This is a genomic window from Chitinophaga sp., assembly GCF_017745275.1.
Classification (GTDB): domain Bacteria; phylum Bacteroidota; class Bacteroidia; order Chitinophagales; family Chitinophagaceae; genus Chitinophaga.
This window is the reverse complement of sequence record NZ_JAGHZS010000001.1, coordinates 128,511-154,914: the sequence shown is the minus strand read 5'-3', so window position 1 is coordinate 154,914 and position 26,404 is coordinate 128,511. Positions and strand designations below refer to the sequence as shown.

Genomic DNA, 26,404 nt, shown 5'->3' with positions numbered 1-26,404 from the left:
TGTAAAGGTTTTGCATTGATTATCCTCTTGCAGTGTTTTCAGTAGCTTCATCATCAGGAACATACCCATGATCGGCTTCCTCCGTCACCCCTGGTGCCTGTTTGGGTCGTTGATTATGAATGTGGTTAGAACGTTCATCGCTCTCCGTAATTTCATCCAGTAGTTCTGCAATCAGCAGGTTGGCCAGTGGCCGCTGTATCAATTGTTTACGGAATAACAGGATGACAAGAAACAGCACCACAAATAAGCCGGCAGCACAGCTAAACCCAATGGTAAAGCTACCTGTCATTTCCCCGATCCAAAAACCTACCACCATTCCCAGGAATACAATCACGAAAAAGAACAGCAGAAAAGCCATCGTCAGTGAGAAAAATAATCCCAAAGCTTTCGATAACTTTCCTGCTGCCTGGAGCTTAATCAGGTCCAGTCTGGTTTCCAGGTATTCCCTGGCTACTTTCCCCGTTTGGTTAAAGTAGTTGCCGAAATTATCTTCCATGCAAATAGATTTATTCAAATGGGGTTTACGCCAACTCGTTCTCTAACTCATCCTGAAACTGATCTTTCTTTTTTCTCCATTTTTCTTTCAGCTTTTCAGACTGATCTCTCAGTTTTTCTACCAACTCATCTTTTTTGTCTGAATTCAGAAAGTAACCTACTGCAACGCCTACGGCTGCACCAACAATAAATGAAACCACGGCTTTTGAACTGTTACTCATAACTAAGGTTTTAAAGATGTTATAAATTAGGTTTTCTTTTTTTGTACCATGGATTCAACAAACATTATTCCATAAATGACAATTATACAAAACTTGTTTGTCAAATCCCCGCTTTAAGAACAAGCACCATGCAATTTTGTTTAGTGTTTGGAAAGGCATCACCTCCGCCATTGGTCTGCTTTTTGACATTCGGGAAAATTACACGATATTATGTACTATGAGCTATCTTGACAACGACCGCCTTAAACAAATCGGCTTTTTATTACTGATCCTTTTCCTTGGTGTTCTCCTTTTCCTGGAGATGTTTACCTTTTTCCCCGGCTTCCTGGGCGCTGTAACCCTATACGTGATTTCCCGGAAGTGGATGTTCCGACTTACCGAACAACGCAGATGGAATAAGAGCCTGGCTGCTACCCTGCTGCTGGTGCTGTCTTTCCTGATCATATTACTGCCGGTAGGTATGCTCGTTAATATGCTTGCAGCCAAAATAACATTCGCCGCCAGCCATTCTACCGAAGTGCTTAACAGCCTGAAACAAACCAACGCCCGACTCGAGCAAACCCTGGGAATGGGACTACTCACTCCGGAACGGCTGCAAAAATTACAGGAAAAAATCACCGCCATATTACCCGGCTTCCTGGGCGCCACTTTCAATACCCTCACCACCATTGCGCTGATGTATTTTATGCTCTTCTTTATGTTGGTAAATGGGCGGAAAATGGAGGAAAGCCTGTATGAATATATTCCCCTGAAAGATGAAAATGTGGAAAGATTGGGTAAAGAGTTCAACACCCTGGTTATTGCCAATGCGGTAGGTATTCCGCTGATTGCGGTGGTGCAGGGTATTGTTTCCCTGATCGGTTATTTAATTTTCGGTATCCCCCAGCCTTTCTTCTGGTTTGTAGTTACCTGCTTTACTGCCATGCTGCCCGTTATTGGCGCGGCTGCCGTATATGTGCCACTGGGCGTATACCTGCTGGCGGTAGGCAATACCTGGCAGGGCGTTGCCATACTGGTGTATGGATTTGGCGTAGTGGGAACCTCCGATAACATTGCCCGTATGCTGCTGGCCAAGCGGATTGCAGATGTACATCCGCTGATTACCATTTTTGGGGTAATCATTGGCGTTAGTTTGTTTGGTTTTATCGGGCTTATTTTTGGACCGTTGCTGATCTCTATGTTTATACTGTTACTGGAAATATATGGAAATGAGTTTGTAGTAAAAAGAAGAGAGCTGAGTACCAAAAAACAAACCGCTAAACATACCGATTAACGGTAATAGTTATTATCGCTGATATATTGAATCACATTGTCTGGTACCATGTAGCGTACCGACTTTCCTTCTTTTATCCATTTACGTACAGACGTAGCCGAGATATCCAGCATCGGCGCGTCCAGTATTTCTATTTGTGCGCCAAAAGTATCTGTAATATCATGTCCCGGCCGGCGATATACATAAATGGGATAGTTTTTTACGATGTGCTCATAGTTTTTCCAGCGAGGCAAATTTTGAAAACTATCGCTTCCCATAATGATGGCGAATTCCTGGGTAGGAAACTTTTCACCGAGGTAAGCCAGGGTATCTACCGTATAAGAGGGTCGTGGTAACGAGAACTCAATATTGCTGGCGCGCAGGCGTACCTCATCTTTGATGGCCAGTTCCACCAAATGAAAGCGATCGTGCTCGTTGAGTAGTGCTGACTGGGGTTTCAACGGATTATGCGGAGAAACCACCAGCCATACTTTATCAAGATCAGTATTGTACGCTACGTAATTGGCAATGATCAAATGCCCCGTGTGTATAGGATTAAAAGACCCAAAATACAAGCCTATTCTCATGTTTCGTCGTATAAATTGCCAATGGTGACATCAAATAATGCGTGTAAAAATAGGTATTTATAGCGGGAACATAGAAATAAGGCTTATTCCAGTGGCTTAAACTGCTCAAACACTTGTCCGCAAGCCTTGCAAAAATGAATCGCCCGGCAAAGCGTAGAACCAAAAGGAGAACGCAAATACGTTTGTTCACTACCACAATGCGGACAGGGAACTTCCAGCATTATTTCGGTATTCACTTCGCCTGTCAATACTTTCGGAGGCGCAATACCAAAGTTTTTCAACTTTTCTTTGGCGGCTGGCGTCATCCGGTTGCTTTGCCAATGTACCTGTTTATCTACTTCAACACTTACATGGACACCTAGTTCATTTTCAAGGGTTGTTTTTATGTTATGCTGGATATAACTCACGGCAGGACATGCCGCAAACGTGGGAATCATTTTCACATGTACGCCGGCGTCACCCAGGTCTACTTCAGTAATCATACCCAGGTCTATGACGCTCAGCACCGGTATTTCGGGGTCCATCACATGCTCCAGCGATTCATATACTGCTGCTATGGTTATTTTGTGAGACATTTTTTACCAACTGGCCTCCGCATCCAGGTTAAACACTTCGCTCATTTCCTTTAGCAGGGGTTGCAGGTGTTCTGTGTGAAATCCCTGCCGGCCGCCGTACACCGGGGTAATGGTTTTCATGTCAGGCAGGTTGAGCGATGCCTGCACCAGCAACGGGTAAATACGATCCATCCAGCGATGAAACAGCTCTTTCTCCCCCGGGTATACTTTATCTGCTATCAATGCTGATTCATGCTCCGGAGAGGCTTCAAACAAGCCTGCTGCCAACGCAAAAGTATCATTCAGCGATTGCTGCATCCGGTGATAGCTCTCCTCTCCTGCTTTGCTGAGCTGCATTAGCCACGCATTGGCATGGAGCGTATGATATTTCAACTCCCCTTTTACTTTTTTACTCAGCATCCTGAATGGCTCAAAGCTGCTATCCTGGAGACTTTCATAACGGATTGCTTCTGCATGGTCAAACAGGAAATGCCTCATCAGGCTAAAGTCATACTCCCCGTTAGGCATCTCCACCAGGTGAGCCGATTTGAATTCCTTTTCCGGGCGTAGAAAGGCAAATTTGTCCGGATCAGGACCAGCCAGGTCTTCATGAAGAATACGGTACAATGCCCAGGCATGGCCTATTTTGTCCTGTGCCATGGAAGAAAAAGCGATGTCTTCTTCCATCACAGGTCCTAACCCTGTCCACTCTGAATTCCGATGTCCCTGGATCAGTTCATCGTCGGCCATTTTTATAATCAGATCCGATATTGCTGCGTTATTCATCATTTGGACTGTTTGAATTTATTAATCTTCTCCATCACTTTAAAACCGCTGGCATCACGATAAGTTTTCTCCATATTGTTGGCAAACATATCTTCATCTTCCACATCAAACGCCAGTATATCTGCACTTCTTACCACCCAGAGGTTGACACATTTCTTGCGGCGGGCAAACTGTTCTTTGGCAAATACCAGCGCCAGTTGTGGATCCGGTGCATGCACACATCCCACATGTTCGTGATGGGCTCCTCTTTTCTCCTGGTGAAATACTTCGTATACATTCCAGTTTTCTCCTTCTTCCACTTTCACTACTTCCCCCGCTTCGCCTAATTTCAGCCTGTTTACGCGGGGATCTAAAGAATCGTTCGACATGAATTATTGCGTAGTTTAAAATAGTAATCAGATGCGCTATGCCACTGGCAGGGCTCTTTTTTCTGTTGGTCTCATCAAGGCCTTCCGTACCCAGCGGCCTTGTTCTTCGGCCCATTTACGCACCTGCAAACGTTCTGCATTGCAAGGGCCGCCGCCATTAATGACCCGGAAAAACTCTTCCCAGTCAGGGTCAGTATATTCCCATTTGCCGGTTTCTTCATTTTTTTTCAGCGCTGGATCAGGCAGCGTCATGCCCAGCTCACGGATCTTTGGCACGTATGATTCCAGGAACTGGTTGCGCATGTCATCATTGCTGGCCATTTTTACTTTCCATTGCATCAGCTTTTCACTGTGGCTGGAAGCTTTATCCGGCGGACCAAAGAAGTGCATAATCGGCTGCCACCAACGATTCAGGGCATCCTGCAGCATGGCCTTTTGCGCCGGCGTACCGGTAGCCAGTTCTATAAAGGCATCATGACCTTGTTTCAGGTGAAAGCTTTCTTCATAACAAATGCGCTCTAATGCCCTGCAATAAGGACCATAAGACCCTTTTGCATTGGCTACCTGGTTTACAATGGCGGCAGCATCTATCAGGAACCCGATAACGGCCACATCGGCCCAGGTTTCGGCCGGATAATTAAAAACATTAGAGTACTTGGATTTTCCACTGAGCAGATCATTGATCATGGCTTCCCTGGACTTTCCCAATGTTTCGGCGGCATTATAGAGAAGTTGTCCATGGCCTATTTCGTCCTGGACTTTAGCGATCAATGCCAGTTTGCGCTTAAACCCCGGCGCCCTGGTAATCCAGGTGCCTTCCGGTAACGCGCCAATAATTTCAGAATGAGCGTGTTGTTCAATAAGACGTATCAGTTGCCTGCGGTATTCTGCTGGCATCCAGTCGCCAGGTTCAATCTTTTCCCCTTTGGCAATACGTTCCTCGAAGGCTGCGAGTTTTTCTGGCTCGTCATGCTGTTCTTCTTCCCTCAACTGTTTCTTGTTGGGTTCATCGAAAATATATCCACCGCCGTACATAGTGCGATTGTTTTGGTCGAGAGTAATTTACGGAAAAAAGCCCGTTTTAGCCGGAAATCATTGTCAAATCCTTACCAACGAAATGTTATAGAATCGCCAAATTTTTCCCCTATGAAACAGATAGCCTGCCATTGCATTAATTTTATTCCGGTCTATTTCGCTCATGCTATCATATACCGCTATACTGTGCTCACTGTTGATGTCCAATGGACATCTATCACCGTGTTCCCCCCTGGTAAAACACCACCCCTTTACGGTAATACAGCTGAACTTTGAGGAAAAACAAGACGACACCTCCCCCGCTTCTGACACCATTTTTTACTCGCCGGACCGCAGGCTGGAGTGGACCGATTTCCAGGCCAAACCATCGCCGTTTGGGCCCAGTGCGGCCGTAGCATACACCAGCTTTGCCTATGATGGCAACAGCCACCTGGAAAATGATACATTACGCATCACATTACGACTGCAGGTATTTTTCATCAAAAGCGCCTCCTGGGTAAGGCCGGATGCCAGAAGCAACTACGCCCTGGCACATGAACAACTGCATTTCGATATCACCCGCCTGGTAGTAGAACGATTCAAACAAAAACTCCGGCAAACAGCCCTGAACCGGGACGATTATGATAGTATCATACAATATCAGTATCTTCAGTCCTTCCGGGAAATGAACCAGCTACAATACAAATTTGACCAGGAAACCAATCATGGACTAAATCCTGCAGCGCAACTGCGCTGGCGGGACAAAGTAAACGTAGGCCTTAGAAATAATGGCGTACTCCCTGAAGAACTGGGTATTGAAGGTAGCGGCTTCTTCCCGGACCGTTAAACTATGCCTTACGTATAACCATACCCGTTATACGATCATAAAAAACCATGAATTCATGCAACCTGGCCATCTTTGCAAAACACTGCTTTACGGGCTTTTTCTTTTTCTGACACTACACGCCTGTAAGAAAACTCCCGCCCCTACTGACCCATCGCAGGGGCAACATCCGGACAACAGCGGAAAAAGCATCTACGACAGCCTTTTCTTCATTTCCAAAGACATCTATTTATGGACAGATGCGCTGCCCGATTCGGCTACATTCAAACCCAATAGTTTTTCAGACCCCAGAAGGATGTTTGATGCACTGATGTCTTACAAACGGGATAAAGACAACGACTACCTGGACCGGTACAGTTTCCTGGACAATGGCGGCACCTCACGGGTACTACAGCAGGGCTTAGCGGGGGATATAGGCTTTGAAGTGGGATTCCAAACCATGACCACCCTGAATGTTATATATGTGTATCCGGGATCGCCGGCAGATAAAGCGGGTATTAAACGCGGCTGGCAGGTTACTACAGTGAATGGCGTTAGCAACTTTAAATACCGGGATCAGAATACAGACAATGTGCTGAACAATGCATTCTCCGGCAAGAGCGCCACCTTTGCATTCCGCAAGCCAGACAATACTACACAGCAACTTACTTTGAATGCCGCTACCTATAAAGTGAATCCTGTTCTTTATTCACATATATATACTTTCAATGGCATTAAGACCGGCTACTTTGTTTTCAACAACTTCCTTGCTTTAGACGAAGTGAAAACCGCTATTGATACTACTTTTGACTCGTTTGCCAAAGCTGGTGTCAAACAACTTATTTTCGACCTCCGCTATAATGGTGGCGGCGCTTTAAATACCGCTGAATATCTCGCTAATAAACTGGTGCCGGGAGCCAAATCAGGAACGGAAATGTATACACAGTATTTCAATAATAATGTGAATACCCAAAAGTTTAGTCCGTATTTCCAAAACATGAAGGCCGTGCCTTATTATCCAACCTATAACTGGTCTGAAATCTTCTACCAGGAAGCCACCACCTATAAAACGGCAAAATTCCAGAAGGAAGGCGCTATGGAGTTCTCTAAAATTAACTTCCTGGTAACAAGAAGTACGGTGTCTGCCAGTGAAATGCTGTATAATGTGCTGAAGCCGGCAATGAACGTGCAACTGGTGGGCGATTCCACTTATGGTAAGCCAGTAGGCTTTATTGCCATTTCATTTGGCAGTTATGATATGTATGCGGTAAATATGCAACTTAAAAATTCAGCTGGTGAAGGCGATTACTTCAAAGGCCTGGCTCCGGCTATAAAAGCCCAGGACGATTATACCCACGACTGGGGAGATTTAAGTGACCCTCTGCTTCGTGCCGCGTTAATTGATATGGGCGCCCCGGCGGGATCTTTAGGTCGTATGGCGAACATTTCTGCCGACAGGCTGGCGCGTACATCTGCTAACAGGCTGGATGCCACTCACTTTAAAGGCATGGTACAGACATTCAGAAAATAAGAACATTAGTTTGCAGTTGCAGCAGGTGGCCGGCGTAACATATCTCCCGAAACTACCTGCTGCAACTATTTTTATTACATGGTTGTTGCGCCGCTAAACTTATTCTCCGGCATGTTACTATCCATCTTTTCTACTACGGATATAATTGTTTGCACCGCCCTATAGTAAAACGAATAATTAATCCGGGAATACTCATCTGAAGCCTTGTGATAATCCGGGTGGTCTTCTACACCGAAATACAGGAAAGGGATTTTTTGCTTAAAGAACTCGTACTGATCGCTTTGCGAAGTCCAGTTATCCATCCCACTGTCGGGTTTATCATGCCCAGCGATCAATTGTACCCTGCTACCGGTGGCTATTTCGTCAATATATTTCTTTGTATCAGGAAACTGGGTAGTACCACAAACATATAATTCGTTTTTATCGTTGTGGGCAATCATATCCATGTTGATATTCTGTCGGATCTGTTGTAATGCAATGGGAGGTTGTGCTACAAACGCTTTTGCTCCCTGCAGGCCTTCCTCTTCTCCATCCAGTGCAGCAAAGATGAGGGTATAACGGGGAGGGTGTTTCTTGAAATACGCCGCCAGCGCCAGTAATCCGCCTACACCGGAAGCATTATCGTCCGCGCCGTTATAGATAGAATCCGTACTGTTACCGGAACTACGTACCCCGAGGTGATCATAATGTGCAGAAATAACAATGGCTGTACTCAATTTCCCCGGAATATAGCCGTAAAGGTTAGTTCCCATTATCTTCTTATCTCCATACTGGAAGTAAAACGGGTATTCGTAAGTATCATGATAAGCAGAAATACCTATCTCTTTAAAGCGGTCAATAATATAAAACTGCGCCATGCGGCTGCCACGGGAGCCTGTTTTCCTGCCTTCAAATTTATCGGCCGAAAGCGTGCGTACGTCTTTCATGAGTTGGGAAGAGTCTACTGTACTTTTTTGTGCCACCACAGGTAGCGCAAATAGCAAACAAAAGCTGTAACAAAGCAATTTCATAAACATTGCATTTATGATGAACGATAAATGCAATGTACAAGATATTATTTGAAGATATTAAAGATGATGAAACTGCAGATATAGGCCAGTGAAGTCATGTACACCAGTTGTATTGCCGGGTATTTCCATGATTTTGTTTCACGTTTAACGATGGCCATCGTACTCATACACTGCATGGCAAATGCGTAGAAAAGCATTAACGACAACCCGGAGGCCAGCGTATACACGGGTGCTCCATCAGGCCAGGTGGCGGAGGAAAGCTTTTCGCGCAACGTGGCGTTGTTATTATTCGGATCTTCTCCCACGCTGTAAAGTGTGGCCATGGTGCCTACAAATACTTCGCGGGCAGCAAATGACGTGATTAATGCAATGCCTATTTTCCAGTCGAAGCCTAATGGGCGAATCGCCGGCTCAATGGTATGCCCCAGCATACCTGCGTAGGAATTAGAGAGTCTGGCTGACTGGAATTCCTTATTCAGCGTAGCCGCTTCTTCCGATTTGGGGTCTACTTTTGCCAGTAACGGTTCGTATTTCTGATGTACCGGCTGCATGCGGCTGGCAGGTCCATAAGAGGCCAGGAACCACAATACCACGGATATCACTACAATCACTTTGCCGGCGTCTTTCACAAATATTTTTGCCTTTTCTACCATGGTTGTACCCACGTTCGCCCAACGGGGAGAGCGATACACCGGCAGCTCCATAATAAAATAACTCTTCTCTTTAATGCGTACAAACAACTTCATGAGCGCAGCAATAAAGATGGCCATAAAAAATCCGAGCAGGTATAAGCCCATCATCACGAGGCCTTGTAAACCAAGAATACCAAAATGTTTGTCCGGAATTACCAATGCAATCATCATGGTATAAATCGGTAACCTGGCCGAACAGCTCATCAATGGCGTTACCATAATGGTGATGAGTCGTTCCTTTTTGTTTTCGATAGTACGGGTGGCCATGATGGCAGGTACAGCACACGCAACGCCACTGATGAGTGGCATCACGGATTTACCGTTCAATCCTACCTGGCGCATTAAACGGTCGGTTAGGAAACTGATGCGCGCCATGTAACCGGTATCTTCCAGGATGGTGATCAGTCCAAACAGGATCATGATCTGCGGAATAAATACGGCAAAGCCGCTGATACCAGCCAATATACCATTAATGAAGAAGTCGGTGACTTTATTATCCGGCAGGGTGCTGCTCAACCATCCACTCAGCGCACCAAAGCTGCCTTCAATCCAATCCATGGGATAAGAGGCCAGCCAGAAGATACTCTGGAACAGGAGGAACATCACTACCAGCAAGATGGCATATCCCCAGAAACGGTGCAGGAGGAGGTCATCAATTTTTTCTGAACGCAATTGTTTTTGCAGCGGATCATTTTCCACTACCGTTGCTTTCATGATATGTTTGATACGGGCATAGCGCTGCATGATTTCTTCTGCCTGTACCTTGGTTTTATTAAACTGGTGGGTTTGCAGGGCAGTCCGGATGGTTTGTTTCTGCTCATTATTGATGAACCCGAGATCTTCTACGTTAACGGCTATATGCAAAGCGCCGTAGTCACTTTTACAGCCCGGTACCGCTCTCTTCACTTCTTCTATCACCTCTTTGGCAAGGGCACTGTTATTGATAAAATCCCTGGGCGGGGTTTTATACTGTGACCTGATGGCCAGGTCTATCACCTTCTTAATTTCTGTGACCCCTTTATTTTTCCGCGGGTTGATGGCTACCACCGGTACCCCTAATTCTCTTTCCAGGCCATCGAGGTCTATTTCCACCCCTTTTTTGCGGGCAATATCCATCATGGTCAGGCCAATGATCACAGGTATTTTCAGGTCTATGATCTGGGAGCAAAAGAGCAGGTTACGTTTCAGGTTAGAGGCGTCGGCCACAATAATGACCAGGCGGGGAGTATCGGCGCTGTTTTGATCAATCAGCACATCGTAGGTCACATATTCATCTGCACTTTTAGGATACAGGCTATAAGTTCCGGGCAGATCAATAATATTGGCGGTAACGCCAGCGGCGATCTGCGCCGTTCCTGTTTTCTTATCTACTGTTACTCCGGGGAAGTTACCCACCTTTTGATTTAAGCCGGTGAGTGCATTAAAAAGGGAACTTTTACCACTATTCGGATTTCCAACCAGCGCGATGTTTATAGGTGCCTGCATTCCTTATCTTATCCAATTGTTTAATGTTGTGACCTGAATATGCAAAGTTAAACATTAATCAGCCGGTTGAATGATCAGATCGGGAAAATCTGACGAACGGGGTGTGTTAAAAAAAAGTGAAGCGAAAACATGGCGGCGTTTTCACTTCACTTCATTAATTATTAGTGTATTATGCTTATTAACTATTACATCTATTTACCAGCAAAAACCTTAAGAAAGCAACGTTTCCATCAAAACTGGCTGTTTTTTTAACGGCTTTTGTAGCGTTTTGAGCAGAAGGGCCTTTGTAACGATATCCTTCGTGAGTGGTAGAATCACTTTTCTCTTTTGGAGTAGTTGATTTTTGCTCATCTATATCGTTGGCGCCGTCTGGCGTCATTTTCAGGTTCAGCGGGCCATCTTCATCATTATCGTAGCTATCGCTATCCCAATCATCGTCATGACTGTTGCGGCTTACAGAGTAGTTGCGGGACACTTCCCGGTCAACGCTGATAGTTTTTCCTACCGGTACCCTGATGGTAACAATCACATGCTGATTACGATATTTGGTACCCTGTGGCAATGAGAAGCCTTCCGGCAGGTAAAGAATGGAGTCCTTTTGATTCAGGCGGAAGGAGATATCCTGCGCCAGTTCTCTTGCCTGTGTTACGTTGCGACCTCTTGATATACGCGCTACTTCAATGGTAAAGCTATCGGTCGGGCTTTTCAATATCTTCACCCGGATGTCGTTGATGAGGGTGGTATCGTCGGCTACCAGCAAATGATCATCGAAGAAGGCAAAGTGCATATCATCATCTGATTCAGTGAGAATGCCTCCTGGTGCTCTTTTCAGGATCAGCTTACCTTGTGAAGGTTGTTGAACAGCGAACGTTTCTGTTTCCGTAGCGGGTCTTCTGAAATCTTTAATCATGGAAGTAGTTACCACGGCGGCAAAAGCCAGTCCTAACAACCACAAAAAGATTAAAGTGTAACCGGCATAGCGATTGGTTTCTTTCACCCCTGTGAGTTTACGGATGATGAAAATAACCAGGGCCACAATTGGAATACCAATGATCAATCCTATGGCAGGCCATAACAACATACTTTGCATGCCGGTGAATAGAAGATTTTTCATTGGGAAAACGGCCGCGGAGAACATTGCCATACCGATTGCCGCTACAATGAGGCAGATCAGCATTACTACGAGGATGAAATAAAAGAGTCCTTTGGTAAGTGTAACCAATACCTGTCCCAAGCCATTGGCGAGATTTACGAAAAAACGCTCAATGTCGCTACCTACTTGCTTTCCGCGGCCCTGAGAAAAATTTCGGATATCATCTCCTACATTTTTCGCCTGGCCTTTTATATGATTTAATTCTTCCTGGATGGTAGATCTGATGTTATTCAGATCTACCTTTTCGCCTCTCATTTCCAATTTCTCTGCAGCGGTATCTGCAGATGGGGTGGCAATCCAGAGGATGAAGTATACGAGCACGCCGGAGCCGAAGCCCCCAACAGCCAGCAGGGCAAATATGATACGGAATATAACCGGGTCGATATTAAAGTAGGCGCCTAAGCCACTACATACACCACTCAGTACTTTATTTTCCGGATCACGGTATAAACGTTTACGCGGACGGGGAATAAAGTTATCGTAAGCAGTATCCTGTTGTTGTTGTTTCGTGTTTTCTGAAGAGGAAACATCATCAAACTGTTCCGGGGTACCCATAGAAGCCTTTACAGCTAATACATCTTCGTCGGTAATACAATGTGCACCTTTCTTGAGTTGGTCCTGGAACACTTCAGCAATACGGCTTTCAATGTCAGACACAATTTCATCACCACCCTCTTCTTTCGAAAAATATTTTTTCAGGCTCCCCAGATACTGACTCAGTATCTCGTACGCACTATCCTCAATCGGGATAAGGCGGCCTGAGAGATTTATATTGATGATCTTTTTCATTATTAGTTCATTTAGGTTTTAGGTAAGTCTTCTCTTAAAGAGGTGTACTATTTTGTGTTAATTGATGTACTGCGTTGGCCAGTTCATTCCAGGTACTTTCCAATTCTTTATAAAAGGTTTCGCCTTTTTCGGTCATGGAAAAATATTTCCTGGGAGGTCCGGAGCTACTTTCTACCCAACGATAAGTGAGTAGTTCCGCATTTTTCAATCTTGTTAATAAGGGATAAAGTGTGCCCTCCAGGATATCCAACTTAGCTTCTTTCATCTTTTCGATGATATCTGAAGGGTAAGCTTCTCCCTGCTTAATGATGGACAATATGCAAAACTCCAGCACTCCTTTCCTCATCTGCGATTGTGTGTTGTCAATGTTCATGGCAAGTGAGCTTTAGTTTTTTTAATGGTGGTTTCTGACAGTTTGTATTTAAGTGTAATAGCTATTATTTCATTTCTACAACACAAAAATAGGAATTATTTACTACTATGCAATACACAATACCATAGAAAGCAAAATAACTTGCTAAGACAATTACTCCTGGATAACCCGAAGAATGAATACAGGCGCTGGTTTCCTGTACAACAACCCATAAAAGCGGGAACGCCTAAAAGTGATGAACGGTATTATTTAAGGATAAATGGATTTTTAGCACAAATAGCGCTTTTTGTGTTAAATTGCTTTAACATTTTTTTAATTACCCGTCGTCACCATTTATGCTTTCCCTCGATTACATTTGTACAAGCGTATTATACACATGAAGAAAATTATCGGCATATTCCTGTTGGCACTAATGGTGTCTCAACTCCTTCCTATTAAGGAAGTAGGGAAGTTGCTGTTCAATAATCAGATTGTGGAAGAGCACCCGGTTGACTGTGGTGCTGACCATGTAAAAATTGCGAAGGAACTTAAATTCTGTAAGCAATTTGATGAAATACAGTTTAATCCGCTGCTCATAATTGGCATTATGCAATACCAATTTATGGAAGATATTCCGAGTAACCCTGCTCAGGAAATACATGCCCCCCCTCCCAATATGCATATCGCATAATTTCAATGGCTGTTGTACGCACAACTGCTGACTTATCTATTCATTTTATTTTATTCATCTTATTACTACATGGACTTCGTGTATCCGCTCATGTGATACATGTATCTGGTCCTCAGCAGTAGTATCATTCTATCTGGTTGTTTCCACGGTGGCGGCATTGACGCTATCCGGAAGCGCGATTCCTAAACGGAAAAGCTTATTTTATGAACAAGCAAACCTCTTTATTCTCTAATATAAAAGGCGATTTTTCAGCCGGCCTTGTTGTATTCCTCATTGCGGTGCCTTTGTGTCTTGGCATAGCCCTGGCCTCCGGTGCTCCCCTGTTTGCCGGTATGATTTCCGGTATTGTGGGAGGCCTTGTCATTGGCTTTCTGAGCGGCTCGCAATTGAGTGTAAGCGGTCCGGCGGCCGGTCTTACAGCAGTGGTACTGGTGGCCATCAACAAGCTGGGGGCATTTGATGTATTCCTGCTTGCCGTGGTGATTGCCGGCGCCTTTCAACTGGTACTGGGCTTAATTAAAGCCGGTACTGTGGCCAATTACTTCCCGTCTAATGTTATAACGGGGATGCTTACTGCCATCGGTATTATTATTATCTTAAAACAGTTACCCCATGCTTTTGGCTATGATGCTAACTCAGAGGGTGATTTTACTTTTTTTCAGGTAGATGGGGATAATACTTTCAGCGCACTATTGTCTGCTGTTAATCACATCAGTATAGGCGCCACCATCATTACCATTGTATCCATTTTCATTATTCTGTACTGGAGCAAGATCCCGAAACTTAACGTAGTGCCAGCGCCGCTGGTAGCAGTAATTACCGGTATTATGCTGAACATGGCATTTTCCGGCAGCGACTTGCTGGCACTGGGATCTAATCACCTGGTATCATTGCCCGTTGCCGGCAGCTTTAGTGAGTTCGTGAGCCAATTCACTTTACCAGATTTCAAAGCCATCTCCAATAAAGAAGTGTGGATAACCGGTGTTACCATTGCTATTGTTGCTTCTGTAGAAACATTACTGAATGTGGAAGCCACCGACAAACTGGATCCGATGAAGCGTTACACCTCTCCTAACCGTGAGCTGAAAGCCCAGGGAATTGGTAATATGGTGAGCGGTTTAATTGGCGGCTTGCCTATCACATCTGTGATTGTACGCTCCAGCGCAAATATCAACGCCGGAGGGAAAACCAAAATGGCGACCATGGTGCATGGTGCGCTGCTGCTGGTATGTACCGCTTTGATTCCTGTCGTACTAAACAAAATTCCGCTGGCTACGCTGGCAGCAGTACTGCTGGTAACAGGATATAAACTGTGTAAGATTTCCATCTTTAAAGAGATGTTTAAAAACGGAAAGTACCAGTGGGTACCGTTCGTTGTCACTGTAGTAGCAATCGTATTTACCGATTTGCTGATTGGTATTGCCCTGGGTATGGTAGTAAGTGTACTGGCTATTTTACGTGGTAATATGAAAAGCTCCTACTTTTTCCGCAAAGAGAAATACCATACCGGCGACAGCATCCGCCTGGAACTGGCGCAGGAAGTTTCCTTCCTGAACAAAGCCAGTATCCTGCTCACGCTAGATCATATGCCGAATAATATTACACTGGTTATTGATGCACACAAAACAGCTTATATAGATTTTGATGTTTTGCAAACCATTCGCGAATTCAAAGACATCAAAGCACCACAAAAAAACATCAAAGTTATCCTGACGGGTTTTAAGCCAGTGTATAATATTCAAAACACCCCGGATCTGACAGCTGAAGAGCAATCCAGGCTTTCATCCACACAGGTACACACTATTTCTTCCGGTAGCCACAGAGAGTTGCTGAAAGAATTACAGTTAAACTAGGAGATCCGCATATGCGGGTACGCTGATTCGAATAAAAAGGAACCATGCTTATTTCTCCGTTCATTTTTCAACATTTCAAAAAATGACAATCATGAAAACACTGAATAAAGTTTCTCAAGCCAATATAACACCTAAAAAAGCGCTCGAATTACTGAAAGCCGGCAACAGCCGCTTCGTAGACAACCTGCGTCTTAACCGCAACCTGCTGCAAATGGTTAACGACACCTCCGATGGGCAATGGCCGATGGCCGCTATTGTAAGCTGCATGGACTCCCGGACCTCTGCGGAATTGATTTTTGATCAGGGACTTGGCGACATCTTCAGCATTCGTTTAGCCGGTGGCGTTATTTCAGATAACGTACTCGGTAGCCTGGAATATGCCTGTAAAGTAGCGGGTTCAAAGTTCATCGTAGTCCTGGGGCATACCAAATGCGGCGCTATTAAAGGTGCCTGCGATGCAATAGAGCTGGGCAACCTCACCGGATTGCTGAATAAAATTGCACCTGCTGTTTTTGCAGAAAAAACTATTAAGAATGAGCGTAACTCCCACAACAGCAAATTTGTGGAAGCGGTAAATCATATCCACGTAGAACGTTCTGTGCAAGCCATCATGGAGCAAAGTAACATTCTGCGCGACATGATTCAGAAGGGAGAAGTAGGTATTATTGGTGCCGTGTATGACGTAGAAACAGGCCTGGTAGCCTTCAAAGAGCATACACTGATCCTTGAAACCACCAAACAGGATGCTGTTACCACCGCAGTAGCGGTATAATAAAACGCCTTTTATACAGGGGAATAAATTTGCTTTTTCGTAGAAAAGAAGAGGGCTTTAATAACCCGTTTGATCCGTTTTTTTTAAAGGCAACGGATCAAACAGTTATTAACAGCCTTCTTTTTTTTAAATGTGAATCAGTTTTGCAGCGGCCTGCTCCAGCGTGGATTGCTTTTTGGCAAAACAAAAGCGGATCACATGATCATCTTTTCCATCCTGGTAAAAAGCAGATACCGGTATCACGGCTACGCCGAAATCCCTGGTGAGACGGACAGCAAAATCTTTGTCCCCTTCTTCAGAAATCCGGTCATATTTCATCAACTGGAAATAACTACCCTGGCTGGCGAGCGGCGTAAAACGGGTATCCTTCATTAATTGCAGGAAATAATCCCTTTTCTGCTGGTAAAATGCCGGTAACTCCAGGTAGTGAGCCGGTGTTTCCAGGAACTTCGCCAGGCCATACTGCATGGGGGTATTTACAGAGAAACAAAGGTATTGATGCACCTTCCTGTATTCTTTCATCAGGTGTTCCGGCGCTACACAGTATCCCATTTTCCAGCCGGTATTGTGAAATACTTTACCAAAAGAAAACGTTACAAAGCTGTTGCGATAAATAGCCGGATAGCGTAAAATACTATGGTGTGTGGCGCCATCAAAAATCAGGTGCTCATATACTTCATCAGACAGCACCAGCAGATTAAACTCCGCTACCAGTTTTTCCAGCTCCACAATATCATCTTCCTGTAAAATGCTCCCTGTGGGATTATGCGGTGTATTCAGCATAATCATTTTAGTGCGGGGTGTAATTTTACTGCGTACTTCCGCCCAGTTGATGCGGTAATCAGGGAACGAAAGCGGTATCAGTACCGGCGTTCCACCATTTACCAATACGTTGGGAATATAGCTATCATATGCCGGTTCAAAAATAATGACCTCATCACCCGGATGTATACACGTAGCAATGGCGGTGAAAATAGCATACGTACCTCCGGAAGTAATGGTAATTTCTGTATCCGGGTTAATGGATTGCTGATAAAGGCGGTTTATTTTTTCTGCGATGGCTGTGCGAAGTGGCATTAACCCCGGCATGGGCGCGTACTGGTTATGTCCTTGTTGCATGGCTTCGTTGACCATTGCTTTCAGATCGTCATTGCAGTCGTAATCCGGAAATCCCTGGGAGAGGTTAATGGCTTTGTGAGTGGCCGCCAATGCAGACATGACGGTAAATATAGTGGTGCCAACCTGGGGCAGTTTTGAGATCATTTTCTATTTTTTGATATTGAAATTTAGGCATTTAGTGTTAAAAGCGAATGGCTTTCGCATGCTAAATATCTAAATTTCAATATCAAAAAGAGAAAAACTTTAGAGGAACTTTTCGCCTTTATTGCGTTTTATTTCTCCTACGTATTCTTTAATCTGTTGTTCATTTTCTTTTTTGCAGATCAACAGTACATCGTTGGTATCAATAACTATGAACTCATCGAGGCCCTGCAGGAGTACCAGTTTTTCATTGGGTACTTTGATCATACACTTGGTAGCGTCGATCACTACTACGTTTTTGCCTTGTACAGCGTTGCCGAGGTAGTCTTTTTCGAGGTTTTCGTAGGCAGAGGCCCAGGTACCGAGGTCGCTCCATCCGAAGTTAGACGGGATCACGTACACGTTATCGGCCTTTTCCATGATACCATAGTCGATAGAGATGTTGGTACATTGTGGATATACTTTCTCTATCATTTCCTTTTCCTGTGGTGTATTGAGCGCCGGAGTTGCCTGTTCGAACAGTTCATCTATTTCCGGCAGGTATTGTTTAAATGCAGCCAGGATGGTTTTAGCACTCCACACAAAGATGCCGGCATTCCAGAGGAAATCGCCACTTTGGAGGAAGGTTTTAGCCAGTTCCAGGTTGGGTTTTTCTGTGAACGTTTTCACCTGGTATACATTATCTGATACCTGTTGTGGTTCAAACTGAATATAGCCGTAACCGGTATCGGGACGGGTAGGCTTAATCCCCAGTGTTACCAGGGCGCTGTTTTTCTGTACAAACAGCAATGCGTTGAGGCATGCGTTGGTAAAGGCCGGGCCGTCCATGATCAGGTGATCTGCCGGAGCACAGATAATGTTGGCCAGCGGGTCCTGTTTATGGATTTTATGGGAGATATATGCCACGCAGGGAGCTGTATTTTTGCGGGAAGGTTCGCTCACAATGTTGGCAACCGGCAGTTCCGGCAGCTGTTCGCTTACCTTGCCATTGTATTGATGATGCGTTACCACAAAAATGTTCTCCTTTGGAATGAACTGCGCGAAGCGTTCATAAGTCCATTGGAGGAGGGTTTTCCCGGTATTCAGGATATCCAGGAACTGCTTTGGATTATCTGTGCGGCTGTGGGGCCAGAAGCGACTTCCGATACCCCCTGCCATTATTGCCACATAAAAATGGCTGTTCAGCTGTGTCATTTCTAAATAATTCCTTCTCTGATTAAATCATGTAAGTGAATAATACCTTGATATCGCTCTCCGTCCATTACCAGCAGTTGGGTGATGTCGTGCTGACGCATCATTTCCAGTGCGTTGATGGCCAGCTGGTCCTGCTGAATTATTTTTGGATGCAGCGACATAATATCTTTTGCCGTTACAGCTGCTGTAGGCACTTCTTTCTCCAGCATTCTGCGCAGGTCTCCATCTGTAATAATTCCTTTTAATAATCCTTTCTCATCTACTACTGCTGTTACTCCCAGCATTTTGGATGAAATTTCCACAATTACTTCTCTAAGCGAACTATTGAGCAGTACTTGAGGCGATTGATGCAGCTTGCTGAGATCTCCTACTTTGAGATACAGTTTTTTACCTAAAGCGCCACCGGGGTGGAACTTTGCAAAATCAGCAGCCGTAAATCCGTGCCATTCTATCAGGCATACCGCCAGCGCATCGCCCATTGCTAGTTGCGCAGTGGTGCTGGTAGTGGGTGCGAGGTTGTTAGGGCAGGCTTCCTGACTAACAGTGGTATTCAGTACAAAATCGGCTTCCTGGGCCAAAAAGGAGCTTGTATTCCCCACCATGGCCACTAAGGTGTTGCCAAAATTCTTCACCAGGGGAACCAGTACTTTTATTTCAGCAGAAGTACCACTTTTGGAGATACACATCACGATATCTTCTTCCCGGATCATTCCCAGATCTCCATGGATAGCGTCTGCAGCGTGCATGAAAAGTGCGGGTGTGCCGGTAGAATTAAATGTGGCCACTATTTTTTGGGCAATAATGGCACTTTTACCGATGCCGGTTACTACTAACCGACCCTCACATAGCGCTATTCTTTCAACAACTTTCTCAAAATCTGCATCTATAAACTGTTGCAAATCACTAATAGCTGCTGCCTCCATCGCAATTGTGCGCCTGGCTACCTGTCCTATGTTAATAGTTTGATTCCTTTTCATGACGAATTACAAATTTATCATTTTTTAGTCAGCACTCATGCGGTTCAGTAATTTATATTGATACTCCGCGCTTTTTTAAGTAACTTCGTGTCCCCTAAAAAACATATAAATATATTTCGTCATTTGTTAGTTCTTTAGAGTTAAAATTTGAATGCAATGGCTGTTGTTAAGGAACGTTTGATGGATGCATTACGCGAACACTTCGGGTTCGATTCCTTTAAAGGAAATCAGGAAAAAATTATAAATAGCATCCTCTCAGGCAAAGATACTTTTGTTATAATGCCAACTGGTGGAGGTAAATCACTATGCTACCAACTACCGGCGTTAATGAGTCCCGGGTGTGCGTTAATCGTATCACCACTGATAGCGCTGATGAAAAACCAGGTAGACCTGGTAAGAGGCTATAGCAGTAAAGATAATGTAGCCCACTTTTTAAACTCCACCTTATCCAAGGCGCAGATTAAAAAAGTGCGGGCTGATTTAACAGCAGGTAAAACCAAACTGTTGTATGTAGCACCGGAAACGCTCACCAAACAGGAAAACCTGGACTTCTTCCGGGAACTGCAGATTTCATTTATTGCGGTAGATGAAGCACACTGTATTTCTGAATGGGGCCACGATTTCCGCCCGGAATACCGTCGTTTGAAGGAAATGATAGACCAGATCAGTGATAAACTGCCCATCATTGCCCTTACCGCCACTGCTACCCCTAAAGTACAGAGCGATATTGTAAAGAATCTTGGACTGAATAAAGCTAATATCTTCATTTCTTCCTTTAACCGCTCTAACCTGTACTACGAAATCAGGACCAAGCGCAAAAAGGAACAAACGATCAAAGATATTGTCAAGTTCATTCACCAACATAAAGGCAAAAGCGGTATCATTTACACGCTAAACCGTAAAACCACCGAAGAACTGGCAGATATGCTGGTAGCCAACGGGGTGAAAGCCGTAGCTTATCATGCGGGTCTCGATCCTACTACCAGGGCACAACGCCAGGATATGTTCCTGCATGAAAATACAGAGGTGATTGTAGCCACTATCGCCTTCGGTATGGGGATAGATAAGCCAGACGTTCGTTTCGTAATTCACTATAATATTCCGAAAAGCCTGGAGAACTACTACCAGGAAACCGGTCGCGCCGGCCGCGATGGACTGGAAGGTATCTGTATCTGCTACTATTCCCACAAGGATGTACAGAAACTGGAACACCTCATGCGGGATAAATCGCTCAGCGAACGTGAAATGGGTGCACAACTCATCAACGAAACCGTTGCCTACGCAGAAAGCGCAGTATGCCGCCGTCGCGTAATCCTCCATTATTTCGGCGAACACTTCGAAACAGAAAACTGCGGACAATGCGACAACTGCCGCAATCCCAAAGAAAAAATCGAAGTGAAGAACCGCGTAGTTATCATGCTGAAAGCGATTCGTGCCCTCGAAGAACGCTTCGGCAGCGAATATGTGATCAACATCATCACCGGTAAAACCACGCCCCAAATCAACACCTACCGCCATGATCAGCTGGAAGTGTTTGGTGAAGGCAAAGAATTCGATGCACATTTCTGGAATTCCCTCATGCGTCAAATGATGCTGGAAGGACTGATAGAAAAAGATATAGAAGAATATGGCCTGCTGAAAGTCACCGACAAAGGCACCAAATTCCTCAAAAAACCGTATTCCATCATGGTGGCGCTGAATCATCAATTTGACGAAGACGCCCTGGATGACGAAGAAGAAGCAGCCGCGGAAGCACAAGCCTCTGCAGATCCTGCCCTCTTTGAAATGCTGAAAGAACTACGGAAAAAAGTAGCGAAAGAAAAGAACCTCCCTCCTTTCGTGATCTTCCTGGAAACATCCCTGGAAGATATGGCTACCCAGTATCCAACATCTACACAAGAACTGGAAAAAATCCAGGGGGTTAGTAAAGGAAAAGCCCTCCGCTATGGAAAACAGTTCCTCGATGTAATAACCCGCTACGTAGCCGAAAATAACATCACCAAACCAGATGACTTTGTCATGAAAAGTGTGGTGAATAAAAGCGGCATGAAAGTATTTATTATCCAGAATATCGATAAGAAAATACCGCTGGAAACCATCGCTAAAAACAAGGAATTGTCGCTGTCGCAGTTACTCGATGAAATGGAAACCATTGTTGCCAGTGGAACCAAACTTAACATCGACTACTGCCTGGATGAAGAACTGGACGATTACGCACAGGACGAAATCATGGAATACTTCAAAGGCTGTGAAACATCCAGCCTGGCACTGGCAAGAGAAGAACTGATTGAAAACGACTATACGCTGGAACAATTGAAACTGATGCGTATTAAATTCCTGGTAGTATACGGCAACTAAGCCGGTACTATCCGCAGTAAAACATTAGAAATGAGCATTAGAAAAATACAGGAAACCATTGCAGCCAACAGGCAGAAAGTTGTTGCACACCCGTTATATGCGCAACTGCAAACACTGGAAGACATACGTACCTTCATGCAGTACCATGTTTATGCCGTTTGGGATTTTATGTCGCTGCTCAAAGGGCTGCAACAGCAACTCACCTGCGTAAATGTACCCTGGGTACCAGTTGGCTCTGCAGCTACCCGTTACCTCATTAATGAAATTGTTACCGGCGAAGAAAGCGATGTGGATCAGGCAGGCAATCGCTGTAGTCATTTCGAACTTTACGAACAGGCTATGCAACAGGCCGGTGCCGATATCGGCAATATAAAGGCGATTATAGCCGATGTAAAGGCCGGAAAGGACATCCGCCAGATATTGGAAACATCGTCGCTTCCTAAGGCTGTAAAGGGCTTTTTAGGCTTTACTTTTGAGGTTATTGCTACTGGCAAGGCACATGTCATGGCTGCGGTATTTACTTTTGGCAGGGAAGATCTTATTCCTGATATGTTCCTGGCATTGGTGAAAGACCTGGATCAGAAATTCCCCGGCAAACTGGATACTTTCATTTATTACCTGGAAAGACATATCGAAGTAGATGGAGATCATCACAGTCATTTAGCAATGCAAATGGTCACCGAACTCTGTGGCGCAGACGAAAATAAATGGGCCGAAGCAGCCCAATATGCCCAACAGTCGCTGCATTGGCGCCATGAACTGTGGAGCGGAATACTGCACGAAAAAACAATTTTATAAGTTTTTTGAAAAAATATTTTGCAATTCAAAAGTTTGTCTTACTTTTGCAATCCCCTCACGAGAGAGGGCAACAAAAAAGGATGGTGCGGTAGCTCAGTTGGTAGAGCAAAGGACTGAAAATCCTTGTGTCGCCGGTTCGATCCCGGCTCACACCACACAGAAAAGGGAACATTACTGTAAAAAGTATTGTTCCCTTTTTTTATTTCCCCTAATCCTTCGCCAGGTGCTGCATTTGACGGAACTCTTTATTTATCCTCGGGGGTCAAACTGCCCGGGGGCCCCTACCTTGTCAGGGATAACTATCTCTCTGTCATTTCAATGTTCCTTCATTATATAATTCGAATATTCATTTATATACTCCACATCCAGATAAAATACCTGCACTTCAATAAGCCTGTTGTCCTGTGACCTCCAAACGTCTATATAAGGGACTATTTGTCTATGAAAAATTTCTTCCGGTAATTCAATGTGTCCAAAAACAATAACCGAATCTTCTACTTCAATTGACTTTGTTATAACTTTGACCAGACGATTGTTGGTGCCGCACATCTTTGATACGACCTCCAGAATACCTCCCCGCCCGTAGTGTTTCCCGCCGAGTGATTTCGGTAAATGAATGACGAAATTTTCACCTAATAAACTCAATATTTTGCCAACATTCCCTTGGGCAAATGCCTTGTATATTTCCGATATCGTCTCTATAGCCTCATTCATATTGTTTACTTAAAAGATCATTGGATGTTATGCAAATAACAACCCGCGTACCACGATTAGTTAATGTGTCAAATTTTAGTGGATGATAAATTGCCCGCCGGTAATAAACTTTATAATGCTACAGGCTGAAGAAATATTTAAGGCTCAGACGTTTGCAAACTCCGTAAATTTCGGAGTTCTCCGAAATTTACTCTGAAAAAACCGTAACTTCCATCCCATTTTATACCTTGAGCGGGCTTTTTTATGTGGAACCTCATTTGTAGTAAGTACTTTATCCACATGGTGATCGAACCACTATGTATCCCGACTAACAACCAATGCAAAAAGACTATTGTAACAAATTTTACTTAGTTTTTACCCTGCTATTAACCATAGCAGTAACCGCGCATGCCCAGCTATCACAGAACAATACCCAGACTGCATCGGAACAGGCAATTGTTGAAGCAACAATAAAGCCGGACGTTGACAAAGTGAAATTGCTGCTGACGATGGCTGATGCTGCCATGCTACAGTATTTTAACGGGAGAAAGCAGGCGGATCTGGTAATTGTACAGCAAATCATGACAGCAGTTGCGGCCACAAGTAATAAGATCAATTACATTAATGGGTTGAAAAGATACCTTTTACTTAAAAGCAGGTTGTTTTATATTCAGAGAGAAGATAGTATAGCGGCCGAACTACATAAACAAGCTGTTGTATTTTACCAACATACAGGCATTGCTGATGCAGCGGATGCTTTTTACTTTTTGAGCGAGGCCTGGAAATTCAGAACACATGGGAAGGAAATTATACCGGCCGACAGTGTTAGCTATCAAAAGGCATTGAATTATTTTAAGTCGAAAAAAGAGAATAAAAAAGTAGCCTCTTTATTGAGGGCCATAGCATATAATCATATTGCTCAAGGGCAATCATTAACGGCGATAGACGAATTAGTAAGTCTATATAACTTTCAAATTCAAATAAATGACAGCAGCAGGCATAAGACCTCCGATTTATTAGCGCATTCCAATGCTATCACCGGCAGGTTTAAAGAAGCCTTTTATTGGTTCCAGCAAAGTTTAAAATATTGTGAAGAAATTAAAGACAGCGTAGATTTATGTCTGTATAATTATCGTGCTGGTACCATAAATTACAATGTTAAGGCATTTGACAGAGGGAGGGGATATTTGGAACATGCTTTGACACTTGCGCAATTGCAGGCTGATACTTCTATGTGTATTTTTCTAACGTTGGTTATTTCCAATGACGGATTGATGCAGCAGAACAAATATGAGGAGGCGCTAAAAATGCTACGCACCGCTTTAGAGAGATATTCCGCTGAAACAAATAGAAGCTATGTGCTTAACGTTGACATATACAGGTGTTTGGCCAATTGCTATTTCCACACAGCGCAATACGGCCTTGCGGAAAAATTTTATTTGAAAGCATTGTATATAGCAGAACAAGTCTTGAACACACCTGAAAGTAAAATACCTGTCTACAATGATATAGCTGCCTTCTATATGAAGCAAAATCAAACCGGCAAGGCAAAGGAGTATTTCCAAAAAGGACTAACACTATCGGAGCTGACAAACTCATTGCCAGCCATGAGGGATATAAACTATGAGCTTTTTGAGATTGATTCTATCAATGGAAATTATCAATCCGCCATCCGGCATTACCAGCTATTTAAAATATTAACTGACTCAATGTTTAATGAAAGCAAAAGCAGGCAGATCGCAGAACTCGAGATACAGTATGAAACCCGCCAAAAAGAGAAGGATTTTCAGTTATTAAGTAATCAAAGCTCGCTTCAGCAAAAAACCATTAGCCAGGAAAAATATTTTCGGGAAGTGCTAATAGCAGGTGCCGCAATGCTGTTATTGCTGCTGCTTGTGGTATACAGCCAGTTTAGGGTGAAGAAAAAAGCAAACATTGAATTACAGGTCAAACAGGAAAAAATAAATCAGCAAAACCTATCGCTGGAAAAACTGGTGCTCGATGAAAAGCGATTATTGGTAGAAAAGGATAAGCTGCTTGATGAGAAAGAATGGCTGATGAAAGAGATCCATCATCGGGTAAAAAATAACCTGCAGATCGTAATAAGCCTCCTCAACTCGCAATCCGCGTATTTAAAAGATGAAGCTTCTTTTGCCGCTATTAAAGAAAGCCAGCACCGGGTTCATGCTATTTCGCTGATCCATCAAAAGTTATATCAATCTGATAGTTTAGCAACGGTTGATATGGAGGCTTATATTAAGGAGGTGGCAGAATATCTTTTGGATAATTTGGATACAAGCCGGCGCATAAAATGTGACCTATCTATTATGGCGTTACAGCTTGATGTTGCCCAGGCCGTACCACTGGGATTGATCATTAATGAAGCAATGACCAATGCTGTAAAATATGCTTTCCCTGGTGAACGGACCGGGCAGGTTCACATCGAAATGTACAGCCGGATGAATAGCAGTGTTGTATTGACCATTAAAGACAACGGAATTGGGTTGCCAGAGGATTTTAACTGGCTGAATTCACCAACATTGGGTATCGGCTTAATGAAAGGTTTATCCAAACAATTAGGCGGAACATTTGATATTTTGAACAATAACGGGCTCACCGTGCAGGTAGTATTTACCCCTGCAGATCCTGTTTTAGCCAATACGAAGCTTTTGTGATTTAAAATCTTGTCACGGTAT

24 protein-coding genes and 1 tRNA gene are annotated in these 26,404 nt (G+C 44.1%); 10 read left to right on the top strand and 15 right to left on the bottom strand.

Features of this window, described 5'->3' with window-relative positions; genetic code table 11:
* Positions 1 to 19: 19 nt before the first annotated feature.
* Both J7623_RS00690 and J7623_RS00685 read right to left on the bottom strand, forming a co-directional pair.
* Positions 20 to 496, bottom strand: coding sequence for a hypothetical protein (locus J7623_RS00690; RefSeq protein ID WP_291916031.1), 477 nt, complete (start codon positions 494 to 496; stop codon positions 20 to 22).
* A 25-nt stretch (positions 497 to 521) separates the two neighbouring features.
* On the bottom strand, positions 522 to 716 hold the full coding sequence (locus tag J7623_RS00685) for a YtxH domain-containing protein (protein ID WP_291916028.1): 195 nt from the start codon (positions 714 to 716) through the stop codon (positions 522 to 524).
* Between the two features lie 217 nt (positions 717 to 933).
* Here J7623_RS00685 and J7623_RS00680 point away from each other — a divergent pair, with 217 nt between their 5' ends.
* Positions 934 to 1,989 (top strand): AI-2E family transporter, encoded by a 1,056-nt coding sequence (locus J7623_RS00680; protein ID WP_291916025.1) that lies wholly within the window; start codon positions 934 to 936, stop codon positions 1,987 to 1,989.
* Here the strand turns inward: J7623_RS00680 and nadD are convergent.
* The 5 genes from nadD to paaA all read right to left on the bottom strand — a co-directional run bounded on the left by nadD (position 1,986) and on the right by paaA (position 5,298).
* A complete protein-coding gene (gene nadD / locus J7623_RS00675) occupies positions 1,986 to 2,555 on the bottom strand; it encodes a nicotinate (nicotinamide) nucleotide adenylyltransferase (RefSeq protein ID WP_291916021.1) in 570 nt (189 codons plus the stop codon). The genes J7623_RS00680 and nadD overlap by 4 nt on opposite strands.
* A gap of 83 nt (positions 2,556 to 2,638) precedes the next feature.
* Positions 2,639 to 3,130, bottom strand: coding sequence for a 1,2-phenylacetyl-CoA epoxidase subunit PaaD (gene paaD / locus J7623_RS00670; RefSeq protein WP_291916018.1), 492 nt, complete (start codon positions 3,128 to 3,130; stop codon positions 2,639 to 2,641).
* 3 nt (positions 3,131 to 3,133) lie between these two features.
* Positions 3,134 to 3,898 (bottom strand): 1,2-phenylacetyl-CoA epoxidase subunit PaaC, encoded by a 765-nt coding sequence (paaC, locus tag J7623_RS00665; protein WP_291916016.1) that lies wholly within the window; start codon positions 3,896 to 3,898, stop codon positions 3,134 to 3,136.
* Positions 3,895 to 4,263 (bottom strand): 1,2-phenylacetyl-CoA epoxidase subunit B, encoded by a 369-nt coding sequence (locus tag J7623_RS00660; RefSeq protein WP_133807807.1) that lies wholly within the window; start codon positions 4,261 to 4,263, stop codon positions 3,895 to 3,897. The genes paaC and J7623_RS00660 overlap by 4 nt, the downstream gene beginning before the upstream one ends.
* Positions 4,264 to 4,299: 36 nt before the next feature.
* Complete coding sequence (gene paaA, locus J7623_RS00655; protein WP_291916003.1) at positions 4,300 to 5,298, bottom strand: 1,2-phenylacetyl-CoA epoxidase subunit PaaA; 999 nt, start codon at positions 5,296 to 5,298, stop codon at positions 4,300 to 4,302.
* Positions 5,299 to 5,461: 163 nt separating this feature from the next.
* Between paaA and J7623_RS00650 the strand changes: the two genes are divergently transcribed.
* On the top strand, positions 5,462 to 6,124 hold the full coding sequence (locus J7623_RS00650; protein WP_291916000.1) for a hypothetical protein: 663 nt from the start codon (positions 5,462 to 5,464) through the stop codon (positions 6,122 to 6,124).
* The gene (locus J7623_RS00645) at positions 6,066 to 7,631 is read left to right on the top strand and encodes a S41 family peptidase (protein WP_291915998.1); all 1,566 of its coding nucleotides are present in this window, start codon (positions 6,066 to 6,068) and stop codon (positions 7,629 to 7,631) included. Before J7623_RS00650 ends, J7623_RS00645 begins: the two co-directional genes overlap by 59 nt.
* 74 nt (positions 7,632 to 7,705) lie before the next feature.
* On the opposite strand, the gene J7623_RS00640 is transcribed toward J7623_RS00645, so the two are convergent.
* The 4 genes from J7623_RS00640 to J7623_RS00625 form a co-directional block, all read right to left on the bottom strand.
* The gene (locus tag J7623_RS00640; protein ID WP_291915996.1) at positions 7,706 to 8,641 is read right to left on the bottom strand and encodes a M28 family peptidase; all 936 of its coding nucleotides are present in this window, start codon (positions 8,639 to 8,641) and stop codon (positions 7,706 to 7,708) included.
* Positions 8,642 to 8,685: 44 nt separating this feature from the next.
* Positions 8,686 to 10,818 carry a ferrous iron transport protein B gene (feoB, locus tag J7623_RS00635; protein WP_291915993.1) on the bottom strand — a complete coding sequence of 711 codons (2,133 nt, stop codon included), beginning with the start codon at positions 10,816 to 10,818 and terminating at the stop codon, positions 8,686 to 8,688.
* Between the two features lie 178 nt (positions 10,819 to 10,996).
* Positions 10,997 to 12,760 (bottom strand): PspC domain-containing protein, encoded by a 1,764-nt coding sequence (locus tag J7623_RS00630; RefSeq protein ID WP_291915990.1) that lies wholly within the window; start codon positions 12,758 to 12,760, stop codon positions 10,997 to 10,999.
* A gap of 34 nt (positions 12,761 to 12,794) precedes the next feature.
* Positions 12,795 to 13,133 carry a PadR family transcriptional regulator gene (locus tag J7623_RS00625; RefSeq protein WP_291915987.1) on the bottom strand — a complete coding sequence of 113 codons (339 nt, stop codon included), beginning with the start codon at positions 13,131 to 13,133 and terminating at the stop codon, positions 12,795 to 12,797.
* Between the two features lie 376 nt (positions 13,134 to 13,509).
* Between J7623_RS00625 and J7623_RS00620 the strand changes: the two genes are divergently transcribed.
* The 3 genes from J7623_RS00620 to J7623_RS00610 all read left to right on the top strand — a co-directional run bounded on the left by J7623_RS00620 (position 13,510) and on the right by J7623_RS00610 (position 16,428).
* A complete protein-coding gene (locus J7623_RS00620) occupies positions 13,510 to 13,803 on the top strand; it encodes a hypothetical protein (RefSeq protein WP_291915985.1) in 294 nt (97 codons plus the stop codon).
* A 203-nt stretch (positions 13,804 to 14,006) separates the two neighbouring features.
* On the top strand, positions 14,007 to 15,656 hold the full coding sequence (locus J7623_RS00615; RefSeq protein WP_291915983.1) for a SulP family inorganic anion transporter: 1,650 nt from the start codon (positions 14,007 to 14,009) through the stop codon (positions 15,654 to 15,656).
* 91 nt (positions 15,657 to 15,747) lie between these two features.
* Positions 15,748 to 16,428 carry a carbonic anhydrase family protein gene (locus J7623_RS00610; RefSeq protein WP_291915981.1) on the top strand — a complete coding sequence of 227 codons (681 nt, stop codon included), beginning with the start codon at positions 15,748 to 15,750 and terminating at the stop codon, positions 16,426 to 16,428.
* A 126-nt stretch (positions 16,429 to 16,554) separates the two neighbouring features.
* On the opposite strand, the gene J7623_RS00605 is transcribed toward J7623_RS00610, so the two are convergent.
* The 3 genes from J7623_RS00605 to J7623_RS00595 form a co-directional block, all read right to left on the bottom strand.
* A complete protein-coding gene (locus tag J7623_RS00605; protein ID WP_291915978.1) occupies positions 16,555 to 17,691 on the bottom strand; it encodes a methionine aminotransferase in 1,137 nt (378 codons plus the stop codon).
* A gap of 99 nt (positions 17,692 to 17,790) precedes the next feature.
* On the bottom strand, positions 17,791 to 18,882 hold the full coding sequence (locus J7623_RS00600; protein WP_291915975.1) for a mannose-1-phosphate guanylyltransferase: 1,092 nt from the start codon (positions 18,880 to 18,882) through the stop codon (positions 17,791 to 17,793).
* Between the two features lie 2 nt (positions 18,883 to 18,884).
* On the bottom strand, positions 18,885 to 19,859 hold the full coding sequence (locus J7623_RS00595) for a KpsF/GutQ family sugar-phosphate isomerase (RefSeq protein WP_291915973.1): 975 nt from the start codon (positions 19,857 to 19,859) through the stop codon (positions 18,885 to 18,887).
* 156 nt (positions 19,860 to 20,015) lie between these two features.
* Between J7623_RS00595 and recQ the strand changes: the two genes are divergently transcribed.
* The 3 genes from recQ (at position 20,016) to J7623_RS00580 (ending at position 23,170) form a co-directional block, all read left to right on the top strand.
* Positions 20,016 to 22,217 (top strand): DNA helicase RecQ, encoded by a 2,202-nt coding sequence (gene recQ / locus J7623_RS00590; protein ID WP_291915971.1) that lies wholly within the window; start codon positions 20,016 to 20,018, stop codon positions 22,215 to 22,217.
* Between the two features lie 30 nt (positions 22,218 to 22,247).
* The gene (locus tag J7623_RS00585) at positions 22,248 to 23,015 is read left to right on the top strand and encodes a DUF3050 domain-containing protein (RefSeq protein ID WP_291915968.1); all 768 of its coding nucleotides are present in this window, start codon (positions 22,248 to 22,250) and stop codon (positions 23,013 to 23,015) included.
* 82 nt (positions 23,016 to 23,097) lie between these two features.
* Positions 23,098 to 23,170 (top strand) — tRNA-Phe (locus J7623_RS00580).
* 160 nt (positions 23,171 to 23,330) lie between these two features.
* Here the strand turns inward: J7623_RS00580 and J7623_RS00575 are convergent.
* Entirely contained in the window at positions 23,331 to 23,729 is a 399-nt protein-coding gene (locus J7623_RS00575) for a nuclear transport factor 2 family protein (RefSeq protein WP_291915966.1), read from the bottom strand.
* A gap of 317 nt (positions 23,730 to 24,046) precedes the next feature.
* On the opposite strand from J7623_RS00575, the gene J7623_RS00570 reads away from it, so the two are divergent.
* Positions 24,047 to 26,383 (top strand): histidine kinase dimerization/phosphoacceptor domain -containing protein, encoded by a 2,337-nt coding sequence (locus J7623_RS00570; protein WP_291915964.1) that lies wholly within the window; start codon positions 24,047 to 24,049, stop codon positions 26,381 to 26,383.
* The last annotated feature ends 21 nt before the right edge of the window (positions 26,384 to 26,404 follow it).

What these genes read in the sequence shown, in the direction of transcription:
- J7623_RS00685 (WP_291916028.1), bottom strand. Translation starts at nt 716, where the DNA reads ATGAGTAACAGTTCAAAAGCCGTGGTTTCATTTATTGTTGGTGCAGCC.
- J7623_RS00585 (WP_291915968.1), top strand. Translation starts at nt 22,248, where the DNA reads ATGAGCATTAGAAAAATACAGGAAACCATTGCAGCCAACAGGCAGAAA.
- J7623_RS00645 (WP_291915998.1), top strand. Translation starts at nt 6,066, where the DNA reads ATGGCGTACTCCCTGAAGAACTGGGTATTGAAGGTAGCGGCTTCTTCC.
- J7623_RS00625 (WP_291915987.1), bottom strand. Translation starts at nt 13,133, where the DNA reads ATGAACATTGACAACACACAATCGCAGATGAGGAAAGGAGTGCTGGAG.
- J7623_RS00620 (WP_291915985.1), top strand. Translation starts at nt 13,510, where the DNA reads ATGAAGAAAATTATCGGCATATTCCTGTTGGCACTAATGGTGTCTCAA.
- recQ (WP_291915971.1), top strand. Translation starts at nt 20,016, where the DNA reads ATGGCTGTTGTTAAGGAACGTTTGATGGATGCATTACGCGAACACTTC.
- J7623_RS00630 (WP_291915990.1), bottom strand. Translation starts at nt 12,760, where the DNA reads ATGAAAAAGATCATCAATATAAATCTCTCAGGCCGCCTTATCCCGATT.
- J7623_RS00610 (WP_291915981.1), top strand. Translation starts at nt 15,748, where the DNA reads ATGAAAACACTGAATAAAGTTTCTCAAGCCAATATAACACCTAAAAAA.
- J7623_RS00640 (WP_291915996.1), bottom strand. Translation starts at nt 8,641, where the DNA reads ATGAAATTGCTTTGTTACAGCTTTTGTTTGCTATTTGCGCTACCTGTG.
- J7623_RS00595 (WP_291915973.1), bottom strand. Translation starts at nt 19,859, where the DNA reads ATGAAAAGGAATCAAACTATTAACATAGGACAGGTAGCCAGGCGCACA.
- J7623_RS00600 (WP_291915975.1), bottom strand. Translation starts at nt 18,882, where the DNA reads ATGACACAGCTGAACAGCCATTTTTATGTGGCAATAATGGCAGGGGGT.
- J7623_RS00615 (WP_291915983.1), top strand. Translation starts at nt 14,007, where the DNA reads ATGAACAAGCAAACCTCTTTATTCTCTAATATAAAAGGCGATTTTTCA.
- J7623_RS00690 (WP_291916031.1), bottom strand. Translation starts at nt 496, where the DNA reads ATGGAAGATAATTTCGGCAACTACTTTAACCAAACGGGGAAAGTAGCC.
- feoB (WP_291915993.1), bottom strand. Translation starts at nt 10,818, where the DNA reads ATGCAGGCACCTATAAACATCGCGCTGGTTGGAAATCCGAATAGTGGT.
- paaA (WP_291916003.1), bottom strand. Translation starts at nt 5,298, where the DNA reads ATGTACGGCGGTGGATATATTTTCGATGAACCCAACAAGAAACAGTTG.
- J7623_RS00650 (WP_291916000.1), top strand. Translation starts at nt 5,462, where the DNA reads ATGCTATCATATACCGCTATACTGTGCTCACTGTTGATGTCCAATGGA.
- nadD (WP_291916021.1), bottom strand. Translation starts at nt 2,555, where the DNA reads ATGAGAATAGGCTTGTATTTTGGGTCTTTTAATCCTATACACACGGGG.
- paaD (WP_291916018.1), bottom strand. Translation starts at nt 3,130, where the DNA reads ATGTCTCACAAAATAACCATAGCAGCAGTATATGAATCGCTGGAGCAT.
- J7623_RS00575 (WP_291915966.1), bottom strand. Translation starts at nt 23,729, where the DNA reads ATGAATGAGGCTATAGAGACGATATCGGAAATATACAAGGCATTTGCC.
- paaC (WP_291916016.1), bottom strand. Translation starts at nt 3,898, where the DNA reads ATGATGAATAACGCAGCAATATCGGATCTGATTATAAAAATGGCCGAC.
- J7623_RS00660 (WP_133807807.1), bottom strand. Translation starts at nt 4,263, where the DNA reads ATGTCGAACGATTCTTTAGATCCCCGCGTAAACAGGCTGAAATTAGGC.
- J7623_RS00680 (WP_291916025.1), top strand. Translation starts at nt 934, where the DNA reads ATGAGCTATCTTGACAACGACCGCCTTAAACAAATCGGCTTTTTATTA.
- J7623_RS00570 (WP_291915964.1), top strand. Translation starts at nt 24,047, where the DNA reads ATGCAAAAAGACTATTGTAACAAATTTTACTTAGTTTTTACCCTGCTA.
- J7623_RS00605 (WP_291915978.1), bottom strand. Translation starts at nt 17,691, where the DNA reads ATGATCTCAAAACTGCCCCAGGTTGGCACCACTATATTTACCGTCATG.